Annotated in this window: 15 protein-coding genes; 4 read left to right on the plus strand and 11 right to left on the minus strand. The window is 45.8% G+C overall.

Annotated elements, in window-relative coordinates; genetic code table 11:
* Positions 1-64 precede the first annotated feature (64 nt).
* On the plus strand, positions 65-835 hold the full coding sequence (locus BM095_RS06000) for an energy-coupling factor transporter transmembrane component T family protein (RefSeq protein WP_091658886.1): 771 nt from the start codon (positions 65-67) through the stop codon (positions 833-835).
* A 129-nt stretch (positions 836-964) separates the two neighbouring features.
* Here the strand turns inward: BM095_RS06000 and BM095_RS06005 are convergent, their stop codons facing one another.
* From BM095_RS06005 to BM095_RS06025, 6 genes are all read right to left on the minus strand, one after another.
* Positions 965-1,411 (minus strand): MarR family winged helix-turn-helix transcriptional regulator, encoded by a 447-nt coding sequence (locus tag BM095_RS06005; protein WP_091658889.1) that lies wholly within the window; start codon positions 1,409-1,411, stop codon positions 965-967.
* A gap of 130 nt (positions 1,412-1,541) precedes the next feature.
* Positions 1,542-2,495: a 2-hydroxyacid dehydrogenase gene (locus BM095_RS06010; protein WP_091658892.1), complete on the minus strand. Its 954-nt coding sequence runs from the start codon at positions 2,493-2,495 to the stop codon at positions 1,542-1,544.
* Positions 2,496-3,234: 739 nt separating this feature from the next.
* Positions 3,235-3,735, minus strand: a complete 501-nt coding sequence (locus BM095_RS06015; protein WP_091658894.1) for a hypothetical protein — start codon at positions 3,733-3,735, stop codon at positions 3,235-3,237.
* Positions 3,736-3,740: 5 nt separating this feature from the next.
* Positions 3,741-5,306, minus strand: a complete 1,566-nt coding sequence (locus BM095_RS06020) for a sodium/proline symporter (RefSeq protein WP_091658897.1) — start codon at positions 5,304-5,306, stop codon at positions 3,741-3,743.
* Positions 5,307-5,453, minus strand: a complete 147-nt coding sequence (locus BM095_RS16510) for a hypothetical protein (RefSeq protein WP_177194715.1) — start codon at positions 5,451-5,453, stop codon at positions 5,307-5,309.
* Positions 5,454-5,698: 245 nt separating this feature from the next.
* Positions 5,699-5,887 (minus strand): hypothetical protein, encoded by a 189-nt coding sequence (locus tag BM095_RS06025; RefSeq protein WP_091658900.1) that lies wholly within the window; start codon positions 5,885-5,887, stop codon positions 5,699-5,701.
* Positions 5,888-6,202: 315 nt separating this feature from the next.
* Here BM095_RS06025 and BM095_RS16335 point away from each other — a divergent pair, with 315 nt between their 5' ends.
* Complete coding sequence (locus BM095_RS16335) at positions 6,203-6,457, plus strand: hypothetical protein (protein WP_143083188.1); 255 nt, start codon at positions 6,203-6,205, stop codon at positions 6,455-6,457.
* Between the two features lie 144 nt (positions 6,458-6,601).
* Here the strand turns inward: BM095_RS16335 and BM095_RS06030 are convergent, their stop codons facing one another.
* Together BM095_RS06030 and BM095_RS06035 are read right to left on the minus strand one after the other, a co-directional pair.
* The gene (locus tag BM095_RS06030) at positions 6,602-7,480 is read right to left on the minus strand and encodes a cation diffusion facilitator family transporter (RefSeq protein WP_091658903.1); all 879 of its coding nucleotides are present in this window, start codon (positions 7,478-7,480) and stop codon (positions 6,602-6,604) included.
* A gap of 18 nt (positions 7,481-7,498) precedes the next feature.
* Entirely contained in the window at positions 7,499-7,879 is a 381-nt protein-coding gene (locus tag BM095_RS06035; protein WP_245757828.1) for an ArsR/SmtB family transcription factor, read from the minus strand.
* A 175-nt stretch (positions 7,880-8,054) separates the two neighbouring features.
* Between BM095_RS06035 and gvpU the strand changes: the two genes are divergently transcribed.
* Entirely contained in the window at positions 8,055-8,480 is a 426-nt protein-coding gene (gene gvpU / locus BM095_RS06040; RefSeq protein ID WP_091658908.1) for a gas vesicle accessory protein GvpU, read from the plus strand.
* Between the two features lie 149 nt (positions 8,481-8,629).
* Here the strand turns inward: gvpU and nadA are convergent, their stop codons facing one another.
* The 3 genes from nadA to nadB are packed head-to-tail and all read right to left on the minus strand — an operon-like array spanning position 8,630 to position 12,189.
* Positions 8,630-9,727: a quinolinate synthase NadA gene (gene nadA / locus BM095_RS06045; RefSeq protein ID WP_091658910.1), complete on the minus strand. Its 1,098-nt coding sequence runs from the start codon at positions 9,725-9,727 to the stop codon at positions 8,630-8,632.
* A gap of 15 nt (positions 9,728-9,742) precedes the next feature.
* Positions 9,743-10,603 (minus strand): carboxylating nicotinate-nucleotide diphosphorylase, encoded by an 861-nt coding sequence (gene nadC / locus BM095_RS06050; RefSeq protein WP_091658912.1) that lies wholly within the window; start codon positions 10,601-10,603, stop codon positions 9,743-9,745.
* A complete protein-coding gene (gene nadB, locus BM095_RS06055; protein ID WP_177194716.1) occupies positions 10,600-12,189 on the minus strand; it encodes an L-aspartate oxidase in 1,590 nt (529 codons plus the stop codon). Before nadB ends, nadC begins: the two co-directional genes overlap by 4 nt.
* A 177-nt stretch (positions 12,190-12,366) precedes the next feature.
* Between nadB and BM095_RS06060 the strand changes: the two genes are divergently transcribed.
* Entirely contained in the window at positions 12,367-13,482 is a 1,116-nt protein-coding gene (locus BM095_RS06060) for an IscS subfamily cysteine desulfurase (protein WP_091658917.1), read from the plus strand.
* The last annotated feature ends 249 nt before the right edge of the window (positions 13,483-13,731 follow it).

Here is a 13,731-nt window from a genome sequence, read left to right on the forward strand (position 1 = left end):
GAAGCTGAACGTGACTCCAGGAACGCTATACTTTCGTATCTTATAAGAAAGGAGCGATGGTTCCATGATAGAAGAATATCAGCAACAGCCACGTTTTTTACAGCAAGTGAACCCTTCATTGAAACTGGTTGCTGTTCTAATCATGATTGCTGTCATGATTCCCGTGTTTGATCTTTGGACGCCGTTATTTCTTTTTGTGTTGACGATCGCGTCCATCATTGGACTGGGTGGCATTTCACCCCGATTTCTATTGCTGTTGCTATTGCCATTTCTCTTATTTGCTTTTAGTTTTCTATGGATGCAAGTCGTCTTTCCCGATGAACAGGGAGCGACTGTTTTATTTGAAATTGGGCCGCTTCCTGTTGCTCTCGAAAACGTAATCATCGGTGCTTCCCTCGGACTGCGGGCGCTTGTTTTCGCTTCCTGGTCGCTACTATTCGTTCTCACGACGGAACCGACCAAATTCATGCTCAGTCTGATTCAACAATGCAAGCTGCCGCCCCGCTTCGGTTACGGAATGATGGCGGCTTATCGCTTTCTCCCCGCTTTTCGCGATGAATTGGCACAAGTAAGAACCGCTCACATGATCCGCGGCTTTGGGAAAGAGAGAAAATGGAAGCAGTGGAAACGCTACTTTATCCCATTGATGGCAAGCGCGATCCGCAAAGCAGAACGGACAGCGGTTGCAATGGAATCGAAAGGATTTGACGGGAGCCGCGACCGCAGCTATTACCGCCGCCTCACTTGGAATAAACGGGACATGCAGTTTCTGATTTTTGTTACCGCTCTCTTAGTTATCACTTTTCTGCTTCCCGACCTGATGATAAGAAAATGAAATGTCATGCCGAAGGACGCCCCTTTTGGCATGACTTTATTATAAGATCGGAAAGCATAGTGGTCACATCCGTGATAGTGAGTGTGATCAACTTTGAAATGTAAAATCGGCTGAAAAGCTCTCCCTCTTTTATCTGTCGTGTTGTTCTTTAAGTAATTCTTTCACTTTCTGAAAAATAAAAATGAATTGATCAATCTCTTCATCTTTAATTCCTGACAACACTTCTCTTAAATAGTCATTTACTTGTTCTTGTGTTTTTTTATAGGCTTTCTTTCCTTGATCGGTCAGGTCTATGTACTTCACTCGTCTATCTTGTTCATGGTGAGCCACTTCGACATACCCTTTATCGAGCAGCTTCTTGAGGCGGCTGGAGGTCGCGCTCTTATGGGTACCCTGCAATTCGGTAAGCTCCTTCGAGGTAAGCGGTCCCAATCGGTGCAGCCAGTCCAGCATTTTAATTTGCTCAAGTGAAAATTCCCGGTGCAACTCATTTTCTACTTTCCGGAACACTTCATTTTGCCCGTAAATCATCACATCGGTGAACAGTTGAATCGCTTCTTGAAGTTTTGTATCCATGACGTTCACTCCCTCAACTACATAATAGTTTACCTGGTAAACTATTGAAATGTCAATTTTTTGGGAATGAGAAAAAGGATCCAGTCTCTATCGACCGCATCCTTTTTTCTCCCTGGGACCAACCATGTTTCTATCGTTTTATCACATGTTTCGGTTCTTGACCGAGGACACCCGCCACACACTGTTCTGCGGCATCCTGGTACATCGCATGACGCGTTTCTACCGTAGCGGTACCCGAATGAGGAAGCGTTAAGACATTGTCCATTTTTAATAACGGATGATCCGAATCAACTGGTTCTTTGTCATACACGTCAACGGCAGCGGCTTGAATCTGTCCTTTTTCCAGCGCTTGTACGAGATCTTCTTCTACTACCACTGGGCCGCGGCCACCATTGATAAAAATAGCACGTTCTTTCATTTGTTTAAACTCCTCGGCTCCAATCATGCCTCGGGTTGATTCAGTAAGAGGGGTTAACACCATGACCACATCAGATGTCTCTAAGAGCTCGTCCCGGTCCGCATATACAGCACCTGTCGTTTTCTCAGCTTCCGGCTTTCGATGCCGGTTATGATAAAGCACATTCATACGAAAACCAACGGATGCCCGTCGAGCAACTTCCTCTCCAATCCGTCCCATTCCAATGATACCAAGTGTTTTTCCGGTCACATCCATTCCGAACATGTCAGAGGTGAGCGGCTTTTTCCAATGTCCTTCTTTTACATACCGATCGAGTTCAGACATCCGTTTAGCCGTCGCGATCATCATACCGATCATTGAATCTGCCATCGCATCGATTAGAACAGTCGGCGTATGTGTCGCCATAATCCCGCGATTCGTGATTGCTTCCATATCAAAGTTGTCGTAACCGACCGATACGTTACTTACTACTTTTAAATGTGGCGCATGGTCAAGCAAATCATCATCTATTTTCAGCATCGCGCCATATAATCCATCCGCTTCCTTTAAATAATTGTAAAACAATTCTTTTTCTTTTCGTGGCCGCGCGAGACGAACGTCACAATGCTCTTTCATGTATGCAAGGACGTCCTCCGGCGGTTCTACATAGGACAAAATCATTGCCATCCCTTGTTCCTCTCCTTCTCCTTGAAATGTCTGGTTTTATTTTAACATAGGTGACCACGGAAGCAGAGAATGCGGAAGGTTGCGCCTTGCTTTCGTTCACGCATTGGAGGTCGATGTCTCGTGTTTGCTGCGCCGCCTATCATTCCGGGTTCTCGGTGTCTTCCTCCCCTTTACGTTCCACTGCTTTAGTAATTCTGTTTAATTTAAATAAGTTCCGATAGCTTGCGTCACCTTGTAGGATTACGCTCTACATTTCGGGCAAGTTTCATTGGTTTGCCTGACCTGACAAGTTTTCGATCAACTGTCAGGTAACCTTTCTCCGTTTTGCGTTACCTCACAGGTTTTCGTTCAACTTTTAAGGGTAACATCCCCTTGCTTCCGTGACCTTAGGCTTCTTTTTCTATTCTCTACGGTAACCTTTCCACCCCTTGCGTTCCCTCTCTGCTTCCCCTTCTCCTATTTTGGGTACGTTTCGATGCTTTGCATGACCTCCCAAGCTTCCATTCTACTTCTCAGGGCAACTTCCCCTTGCTTCCGTGGCCTCAAATTCCCTTTCTTTCCTCTATGGTAACCTTTCTACTTTTCTGTATCAGCTTCTGCCTTCGTTACTCTCGTTTCTTGAAGTTTCGTGCCTATCCTAGAGACATCTCGAATTCCAAGCATCTTTCAGCCCGTCCGTGAACCGGCAAACACACACCCCGCAACTCTCATTCAAAGCTGCGGGGTGGTGATTTCTTTTTTATAATGGATGATATTTTCCTGACACCGCATCGACCGTGAGAGTGTAGCGGTCAGGAGGAACAGACTGGCCTTCTGCGATCCAATACGGGCGATAAAAGAGTTCTGCCCGCGTGATCGTCATTTTAGGAGGGGCGAGCACTTTCATCCGGTACGTGATAGAGTGACGAACGAAATCAATCGCCGCTTTTTTTGCTTCTTCCCAATCATAGGTGACTGGGATCATGTCACTCGCTGGTAATTCTTTTTCTAAAAAGACGGGTGATTGATCGACGAGGGAGCCGACTTTATTTACTCCGTCTACCGCGCACCCTGCCTTGCCTCCTCCTTTGGGCTGCAGCAAGCTTTTTCGTTCCAGCTGGCATTCAAAAAAGTAGTAGGGATAAAAGACGAGCTGGTTGACTTCAAAAAGCTGTGATTCATCGAGTGTCTCCAATACTTTTTTCACTTCATCTTGATCGTAGTGAATCGTTTCTGTTTTAACAAGCGTTGTTGTTGTCATCGACTTCATCCTTTCACCGGATGACGGTTGTAGCCTGTGAAGTCTGCGATAGAGCTTGCTTCTGGCGCGAGATCGCGGGCTACATTTTTATCAATGTTCTTCGGCAACTTATGTGTTCCTCTTGCTTTGTAGAAAGCTTCTTGAATTTCATCCGAAGGCGGGCTGCCAAAAAAGTTTCCGAGAATCATGGCTGCGATGGATACAATCAAACCACCTAAAAACGGATGGATGGCGGTGGCCGACTGCCAATCGAGCGCGGTCCATAGTATGTGTGAAGCTCCACCTGCGATCATGGCGGACAGGACACCGATCTTATTAGCATTTTTCCAATACACGGAACACACGTAAGGAACGAGAAAGCTGTTTCCGAGGGTCCCGAACGCAAATACAACGAGCGTGAAGACACTTGGCGGCTCGTTAATTGCAACGATGACACCAATGGTTCCCGCGAGTAAAATACAGAGACGCGACACTAAGACGAGTTGACCGTGGCCGGCTTTCTTGTTAATAAAGCGGTGATACACATCCCGAGACAGGATGGTGCCGGCTTGCATTAAAATAGAGTCCGAGGTAGACATAATCGCTGCCATAATCGCGGACAGCAAAATCGCTGCAAACAAACCAGGGAAAAACGTGTATGCCAAAGTCGGGATGACCATTTCTGGATCTCCGAGCGTCGGCAGCATAATAATGCCGATAAACCCGACGAGATACGGAGAATAGGCAAACAATTGATTGTAAATCGACGTCCACAAAATCGCGCTTTTTACACTTTTCGTACTCCGAATGGACATATGGCGTACGACCACGTGAGGCAGCCCCATATAACCGATCGAGTAAATGAGAACTGCTCCGAGAACGACTCCCCATTGACCATAAAACTCAAGACCCTGTCCCCAAATGCTTAGATAGGTCGGATCGATATCGGCGAGAGCCGCGTTTAACCCAGACAAACCGCCGACATGAATGAGTCCCATAATGAGAATGCCGCCGACGCCGAGAAGCATGACAATTGCTTGAAAGAAGTCCGTCCAGACAACGGCAAGATACCCGCCGACTACGGTATAAGCGATGATTACGCTAACGCCAATAATGAGCGCCCAGCTAAACGGAAGCCCTGTGAGCGACTCGAGCGCTTTTCCGGAAGCAATAAATTGAGCAAATACATAGGCAAATAAAAAAATGATGGAAATAATACCGCCAACAATACGAACCGCTGGACTTTCATAACGCTTTTCTAAGTATTCAATGGGAGAAAGAGCTTGAAGAATTTCAGACATCCTTCTCATTCGTTTTCCGAGGACGGACAAGTTGACAATCCCGCCCCCGGCATCCCCGATCGCATACCAAATGGCGTACCACCCTTGCTGGAAAGCCATCGCAGGACCACCCATAAACATGAAACCACTCATCGATGTACTTTGCATTGTAAATGCAGTTACGGCAGGACCGACATTTCGATCTCCTAATAAATAACTATCTGCCGACTTGGAAGCTTTTCTTGAAAAATATAAACCTATCGTTAACAAAATGAGCAAGTAAATGATAAAAATAATAGCATCCTGATTCATCTAATTCACCTTCTTTGCGTTATTTTCATATGCTTCTTCCCGCTTGTCGTCACGCTTATTGACTACATACATCACGATTCCAAACGCGAGCCAAATAAACGGCCAAGGCACAATCAGCCAAAACGTTTCTACCGGCAGTTGAAACATAATTTCCACCTCCTCCTTTTGATAATTTTAATATTAGCCATTGAATAAATTATATCTGTATTCTAAAAATTTTGCCAGAAGGATTCTATACAAAAAATATCGAATGGGATGCTAGTAGTCTTTTACTCCGTTTCTCATACATAGGTATGCCACCCAGTAAAAAAACAGCGTCCCTTTCCCTGGAACGCTGCTTTCTTTTACAGTATCTTTTTTCTATTTTATCAAGGGAGGTGTCCCTTGGTATTTTAAGGATTCACGGTAAGCATTTTTACAGAGCATGGCGATAAGTCTGTTTTCATGACGTCATAAAAAGCACATGCTTGCTCTTTTGATTCGAAGTAGACGCCTGTTCGGTGTTCATCTTCCATGTATGGTTCGAGTCCGACTTCATTTCCCTCTTGGTCCACTGCAATGATCATATATTTCTTTTTCATATTATCCCCTTCTTTCTCTCTTTTTTCATATGTGTTCCTTTTATCATTTCCAGTGTCATCCGAACGAAGCGTGTGCCTTTCCCGTAAAGACAGCCCGGATTCGTATAAATATGGCTTGTTTTTGGTATAACGGCGTGTGCAGTGGTTGTATACCTGTTTTTCTCAAGGTCAAAACATCATTTTATCTATCTCTACTTCCAACAATTTTGTAGTTTAAAACTTCTTCCCTCGGGGTATCTATTAATATCATGTTACAGTTAGATTACAGTTTCGTGAAATATATTTCATCATGAAGATGTAAAAGGAGCATGCCTAATGAGTCAGTTCATGTCAAGGATCTCCACGTACTGTAATCACGTTGATCGCCACGTGAATTATGAAGTTTCCTTGCATTATACAAATGGGACATTAGAATGTTCGACCACCTGTACGGGGATTGAAGATACATGTGCTACTTGTCCGATTATGCAATTGAACCACATTTTTTCGGCACCTCCAGATGAGAGTGTCACGTTCACTCCTGTCCCCGCTGCCAGTGAGGAGCAGGTTCGCTTTGTTTTTGTGCCCTAAGGAAAAACCATCTTGCCCTCGTCTCGAGTGTTGAAGCGATCGTGAACCAATGGCCCTGAAGCTAGATCTCGCAAATATCCAAATCATGTATTCTCCAACCTATAAAAAAGGAGCTCGGGATCATTACGTCCCCAGCTCCTTTTCTCATTCTAACGTTTCCTGACTGCAATCATCCGGTGAAAATTCAACCTCCACTGTCATGTGGCTGAAGTGGTACCTTTGCAGTGCTTGTTTCACTTTTCGTTTTACTGCTTTCGCTTCGGAAAGAGAACAATTCCCTTCAAGTACGACGTGAACAGTTAAGACGTGGGATTCTCCGTCTAGTGACCATATATGGGTATGATGGGTATTTTTCACGTGAGGAATGGCCTTAATGAGCTTTTCTACTTCAGTCGGGTTGATTTCCTCCGGGACCCCGTCGAGAAATATAAACAATGTTTTTTTCACGTTTTTGATCACATTATATAAAATATAGAGCGTAATCAATGTGGCAAGCAACGGATCTAAAATAGGAAACTCCCAGAAAAACATAACAATACTGACAACAAACACAGCCGCCCAACCTAGCACATCCTCCATTAAATGCCAGGAAACCACTTTTTCATTCATGGAGGTGCCTGATTTTAATTTTAGAACAGCTGCCCCGTTGACTGCCATTCCGAGAAGTGCTAAGAAAAACATCCCGCCCGCATGTGGAACTTCTGGATCCCACAGCCTCGGAATCGCTTCGGACAAGACAAAAAGAGAACCAACGATCAAAATAATACTGTTTATCAGCGCTCCGAGCAGAGAAAAACGCCGGTAACCGTACGTAAATTGTTCATCGCTTCCCTGGTTGGACTTTTTTTGAAGAAACCAGGACATCCCGAGAGATATGGAATCTCCGAGGTCATGAATGGCATCCGAAATAATAGCTACACTGTTAGTTAAAATCCCGCCAATTAATTCGATAATCGTAAATCCAAGGTTGAGAAAAAATGCTGTTTTTATATTTTGATGACTGTGATGATGATGGTGCCCCATGGCTCTGCCCCCGTTTCTCTATTCTTCCCGGGCTCCAATTTCGTGCTGGTGATCAGAAGCCAGCTCCACAATTTGCTGGACGTGCTCGTCATCGAGAGAGTAGTATACGAGCTTCCCTTCTTTTCTATACTTCGCAAGTCCCAGCTTACGAAGATAGCGCAAATGATGGGAAGTGGATGCAATCGATGCTCCTAAAATATTGGCGGCATCGCACACGCACAGCTCTCCTTCCATCGCCAGAGCTTGCACGATTTTCATCCGGCTTTTATCAGCAAGCCCTTTGAACATATTCACCATACGTTCTGTTTCTTCTTCGACTAATTTTCCCCGAACGCGATCTACTTTCTCCTGTTCCACACAGGTAATTTCACAAACGTCATCTGGTCGTTCATTGGCCACGCCGCATTCCCCCGTCTCATCATTCCTTTTGTTACTTCTAGTATAATACATTCAAGTGAATATTTGAATATCAATTTACAGCATAATTAATATACTCTCTAATTTGACTTAAAAGAAAGATGATTAAGTTGGCGGGACTTGGGGGTAAAATAGAAGCAGAAGAGGAGGGAAAAGGATGCCTGAAGAAGATTTTCATGAAAACCACTACACCGACTTTATGCTGAGGTATTTAATTCGTCTTGCGGACAACGGAGCGGAAATGGATGTGACGCTGAATGTGAGCGGCACCACGATATCCGGCCGTCTCATCGGAAATGTCACATACATGGAAGAAGTAAAACGCCGGTTGAAAAGTGAAGATAGTGCGCTTGAGGAAAAAATGGAGAATTTCTTGGATAAAATGATGCATAAGTTTGCGAAGCACACCGATGCGGATGAGTATGAAACTGGCTATATTCATCTTCGTAACGCCAAGATTGTGGACTCCAAACGAGTAGTTCCGATCCGTGGAAATCTATGGAGAGGAAAAGCATCGGATGTAAATGGCTTCAGCTTCGGCTCCATTGAAGTCAAACAAGAAGAACAAGATCGATTTAAATAGAATGCACCGGACATGTCCATTCATATCCTTTTTCTTATGCAAAGACGCCGGCCCTCGTTAAGAAGAAGCCGGCGTTTTTTTCTTTGTGTTTACAGGATTCTCTACAAAAACAAAAATGTGTCAAAGGACGCTAGGATGCCCCTTCCTGATTACCGGGTTAGCATTCGATCCAATGCTGTGAGAGACCATTGTTTCGTCTCTTCATCCACTTGTATGATATGGTGAGGCTCGCCTTCTAAGATGCTTTCGAGCGACCATAAAAGATGAGGTAAGTCAATTCGATTCATCGTAAGGCACGGGCACATATTTGGATTTAAGGAAAAGACGGCCTTCTCGGTTTCTTCCTTCGTTAGTCGGTTGACGAGGTTCATTTCTGTACCGACTGCCCATTTACTTCCAGCCGGAGCCTGTCGAATCGTTTCGATAATTTTATTCGTCGATCCATTCTCATCGGCTGCCTGAACAACGTCAAAGCTGCATTCTGGATGAACGATAATGTGGGCATCCGGGTGCTGAGCACGCACTTCTTCTACGTTGTCGATCGTAAATTTTTCATGAACGGAACAATGTCCTTTCCAAAGAATCATTTGCACTTGCTCCAAGTCGCCGTCCCATTCGAGCTTTTCTTGAATCGGATCCCAGACTGCCATGTTTTCGAGCGGTACGCCCAGATCATAAGCTGTGTTACGGCCTAAATGCTGGTCCGGCAAAAATAAAATTCTTTCTTTTTTCGAAAAAGCCCATGTGAGCATGCGATGAGCATTGGAGGACGTTAACGTAGCTCCTTCCTGTTCCCCGCAAAACGACTTAATGGCTGCGGTGCTGTTTACATATGTCAATGGGATCATCGTGTCTCCGAATAGGTCTTGAAGGATATTCCAAGCTGTTCGTACTTGCTTGATGTCTGCCATATCCGCCATGGAACAGCCGGCTCTTCTGTCAGGGAGAAGAACCGTTTGTTCCGGTTCGGATAATATATCCGCTGTTTCTGCCATAAAATGAACCCCGCAAAATACGATATACTCTGCTTCTTTATTTTCTGCAGCTACTTTTGCAAGCTGTAACGAATCCCCTGTAGCATCCGCAAACTGAATGACTTCATCTTTTTGATAATAATGGCCAGGGATAAATAAACGGGAGCCCAGTTGTTCTTTGATGTCCCACACCCGCTGCTCCATTTCGTCTTGACGGAGACGACGGATGGATGCCGGTATCGTGTTCCGTTGAAATTGATCTAGCACTGTCATTGCCTTTCTTCCTTTCTATGAAAAGTGTGGTACTGCTGTTGTTTTTGTTTCTAACAGAAAGCTAATATCGCAAGCTGTCACAGAATGGGTTAATGCACCGAGCGAAATAAAATCCACCCCGCAGCCTTGGTAATCGGCGATATTATCTAACGTGACATTTCCCGATATTTCGGTTTGAATGACGGAAGGGATGAGCGCCGTCAGTGACTGGACTGCCTCTGGTCCTTGATTGTCGAGCATGATGACATCCGCTCCGGCAGCGACTGCTTCTCTCACTTCTTGTTCCTTCGTCGTTTCAACCTCTACTTTCACCATGTGTCCTGCCTTTTCCCGGACTTTCTCCACCGCTTTCTTAATTCCCCCTGCGGCCGCAATATGATTATCTTTAATCATGACTGCATCATATAACCCGAAACGATGGTTGGTTCCACCGCCGATTCGTACCGCATATTTGTCAAACATTCGAAGACCCGGCGCTGTTTTTCGTGTGTCGCACACTTGAATGGATAAGTCATGTAACCGCATGACGGCTGTTTTGGTCGCCGTTGCAATTCCGCTCATGCGCTGGATCATATTCAACAACACTCGTTCACTCGTTAATAACGCTCTTGTTTTCCCGTGGATGTCGGCAATTTTTTCACCACGTTCCAGCGTGTCTCCTTCTTCCACATACCAGGTGATCACTGCCTCTGAATCAAGGAGACGCAGCCCCTCTTCAAGGACAATCTTTCCGCAAAAAACACCTTCTCCTTTGGCGAGGAGAGTGCCTTTTGTTTCTTCCTCCTCCGAAAAAATAGAGTCGGTCGTTATGTCACCGGTATAAACGTCTTCTTCCAGGAACTCATTTATCTTTTTTCTTACTAGCATCCGATTCAATGGACGGCCTCCTTTTCCAATCTACCTATGATTGCAGGGGCTTCCCTGCGAATCTGAAATTCTATTCTTTTCTGTTTCCACTCGTTTCGTGAATAAGGGTAATCCTCTCGAATGTGAGCGCCTCGTGTTTCTGTACGGAGAAGCGCGGCTTGTGTCATCATCCATGCGGTAACGAGCATATTGATTCGCTCGACTTCTTCCTTGGACGCTTCCAAAGGGATGGGAGAAAATATGTTATCCCGGTAAGACGCAAGCCAATGCAGCATTCTTCTTAGCTGTGTTTCTCCTCGTACGATTCCAACCCACTGATCCATCTTTTCTTGCACCTCTTCTTTATCTGGAAGCGTCATAAGAGAAGAGCTCGTCCCTTGAAATAATGGCAGTCTCCTATCGCCTGCTTGCCTCTCTGGTATAGATGAAAGCTCACGTGCAAGCAGAAGAGCCGATGCTGCCCCTTCAAGAAGGGAATTGCTCGCGAGCCGGTTCGAACCATGCATGCCGGTGCAAGCTACTTCTCCAATGGCATACAATCCGGTTACTGTCGTCTGTCCCGAGGCATCAGCAGCTACTCCGCCCATCATAAAATGAGCGCCAGGCCGAATCGGGAGTACACCTGCTTCGATAGATACACCATGTTCACGGACGGAGGCAGCGATGCTAGGAAATTTCTTCTCAAAATCAGCAATCTGTTGAATCGAAAGGTAGACTTGTTTTCCGGATTTTTCTGTTTCATAGACTGCTTTTGCTACCACATCACGAGGGGCAAGGTCACCGAGAGGATGGTGTTCTCGCATGATCGGCCGCTCATTCTCATCAATCAACGTGCCGCCCTCGCCTCGGATCGCTTCCGATAACAAGCCAGCCCCTTTTCCCCCAATTGATAACATCGTCGGATGAAATTGCAGAAATTCCATATCAACCAGCTCTGCCCCCGCACGATATGCCATCGCATACCCGTCGCCGGTCGCTTCTTCCGCATTAGACGTTGTAGAATACAGCTGTCCGCCTCCCCCTGTGGCGAGTACCGTGTGAGCAGCATGGACAACGATTGTCTCTCCTTGTTTATTCGTGCCATACACGCCGTCACAAATTCCATTGTCCATGAGGAGATCATGGGCCATGACGTTTTCAAGCACTTCTATATGAGCAGGCAACGCTTTTTTAAGGGAGGACATGATCCAATAACCGGTCGCATCACCGCCCGCGTGAAATATTCTCCGCAAGCTGTGCGCTCCTTCTCGTGCCAATTGGAAATGACCATTTGTATCGGTATCAAACGGAACCCCACTTTTTAGTAAGCATTCCATTACTCGCGGTGCTTCTTGAATAAGGGACTCGACTGTATTGATGTCGTTGCAGCCGTTTCCAGCGGTTAATGTATCGTTCACGTGAAGGGACTCGTCTTCTTTGTTTCGATGCAGAGCGGCTGCAATGCCACCTTGTGCTTTTACCGAATTGCCTGCACCCAAGCTTGTCTTCGTCAGCATCGTGACTTTTCTTGTCCGCGACATTTCTAACGCTGCCATCATTCCGGCAATGCCGCTTCCGATGATGACGACATCGGTTGTCAGGTGTTTTAGTCTCATGTCCCTTCCCCCTGTTGCATATGATCGATTATATTTACATGTGTCTTGACATATATATTTACATAAATTTAAACTTGTGACAACCCTATTTTGTGTATTATGTGAAAAAGTGAACATAAACATAGATTATTTATCCAGTATAGACTTGTCACGGGGAAGCAGAGAAAGGAGTCACTGATGATTTATTTAGACCATTGCGCGACGACACCGATGAGTTCTGAAGCGATTGATGCTTATAGGAAAGCAGCTCTCTCCTACTATGGAAATGAGCAAAGTCTGCATGATATGGGAGAAGAAGCCAACCAGCTTCTTCGTCACTGCAAAAGAGAAATAGCTAATCTGATTCATGCCGACCCGAAAGGCATCTACTTCACCAGCGGCGGCTCAGACAGCAACATTTCCACCTTGCTTAGTCTGGCTTATGGAAACCAAAAACGAGGGCGTCATATCATCACTTCTCCATTCGAGCATCCCTCGGTGTACCAGGCGATGAACAAGCTGCGCCAGGAAGGATTTATCATCGAAGAAGTGAGGGCGCTTCCGAATGGACAAGTTGATCTCACCTCGCTCCAGCAGCTGCTTCGAAAAGATACAATTCTCGTTTCTATTTGTCATGCGAGCAGTGAAACAGGCGTGATTCAGCCATTGGACGAGATCGGACACTTGCTGGGGGCAGAGGTTGTATTTCATAGTGATATGGTGCAGACGTTCGCCAAGCTGCACATTGATATCAAGCAACTGCATGTCGATGCGGCTTCTTTCTCTTCCCACAAAGTGTACGGCCCGAAAAATACAGGAGCCTGCTATATTTCACCCAAAGTGACATGGCGGGGGATTTACGAAGGTGTTACTCATCAAGAAGGATTTCGTCCCGGGACCGTCGACGTTCCAGGAATTACTGCTTTTGCAACAGCCGCTGCCACTCTATATGAGGAGTTGCCAAGTCTTTCCGAGACGTGGCGCCGTATGCAACAATGGCTGCTAGACATTCTGGAACCTCTCGGGTTTCATCTATTTGGTGATCGCGATACTCGTCTTCCGCACCACCTTGCTTTACGAGCATCCGGCTACGAAGGCCAATGGATGATGCTTGAAGCGAATCGCAACGGTATTGCTTTTTCATCGGGCAGTGCTTGTAAAACCAGTCACTCGGCGCCCCCGAAAAGCTTGCTTGCGATGGGACACTCCCCTGATGAAGCCCACGGCCTGTTCCGGATCAGCTTCGGGACGGGAACGACTTGGGAGGAGATAGAAGAAACGGCTCATGTGCTGCAGAAAATAGTCCATTCTTAAACAAACGTTTGATTAAGATAGTAGAGTGATGTGACAAGCTCATAGTTCAGAAAGAGAAGGTTTGGGAATGGGGGGAGGATCGCTTAGCTTGGAAGCGGTTATAGCGTGACCAAGTCAGACGCCTTGGCAGCATTGAAGTATGGTCTCGGGCTTTGCGTTTGCGTGACTTCCTGGAGAACATAGATATTATTTGGGAAACTTTCGACGCGCTCCGTGACCTCCTCACGGCTTGCGGCTGGTTTTGAGGCA

Origin of the sequence: Alteribacillus iranensis (assembly GCF_900113025.1) — a bacterium.
Classification (GTDB): domain Bacteria; phylum Bacillota; class Bacilli; order Bacillales; family Marinococcaceae; genus Alteribacillus_A; species Alteribacillus_A iranensis.

Bases quoted from the DNA above. Each gene is read 5' to 3' on its own strand.
- BM095_RS06000 (WP_091658886.1), top strand. From the start codon at position 65: ATGATAGAAGAATATCAGCAACAGCCACGTTTTTTACAGCAAGTGAAC.
- BM095_RS06005 (WP_091658889.1), bottom strand. From the start codon at position 1,411: ATGGATACAAAACTTCAAGAAGCGATTCAACTGTTCACCGATGTGATG.
- BM095_RS06010 (WP_091658892.1), bottom strand. From the start codon at position 2,495: ATGGCAATGATTTTGTCCTATGTAGAACCGCCGGAGGACGTCCTTGCA.
- BM095_RS06015 (WP_091658894.1), bottom strand. From the start codon at position 3,735: ATGACAACAACAACGCTTGTTAAAACAGAAACGATTCACTACGATCAA.
- BM095_RS06020 (WP_091658897.1), bottom strand. From the start codon at position 5,306: ATGAATCAGGATGCTATTATTTTTATCATTTACTTGCTCATTTTGTTA.
- BM095_RS16510 (WP_177194715.1), bottom strand. From the start codon at position 5,453: ATGTTTCAACTGCCGGTAGAAACGTTTTGGCTGATTGTGCCTTGGCCG.
- BM095_RS06025 (WP_091658900.1), bottom strand. From the start codon at position 5,887: ATGAAAAAGAAATATATGATCATTGCAGTGGACCAAGAGGGAAATGAA.
- BM095_RS16335 (WP_143083188.1), top strand. From the start codon at position 6,203: ATGAGTCAGTTCATGTCAAGGATCTCCACGTACTGTAATCACGTTGAT.
- BM095_RS06030 (WP_091658903.1), bottom strand. From the start codon at position 7,480: ATGGGGCACCATCATCATCACAGTCATCAAAATATAAAAACAGCATTT.
- gvpU (WP_091658908.1), top strand. From the start codon at position 8,055: ATGCCTGAAGAAGATTTTCATGAAAACCACTACACCGACTTTATGCTG.
- nadA (WP_091658910.1), bottom strand. From the start codon at position 9,727: ATGACAGTGCTAGATCAATTTCAACGGAACACGATACCGGCATCCATC.
- nadB (WP_177194716.1), bottom strand. From the start codon at position 12,189: ATGAGACTAAAACACCTGACAACCGATGTCGTCATCATCGGAAGCGGC.
- BM095_RS06060 (WP_091658917.1), top strand. From the start codon at position 12,367: ATGATTTATTTAGACCATTGCGCGACGACACCGATGAGTTCTGAAGCG.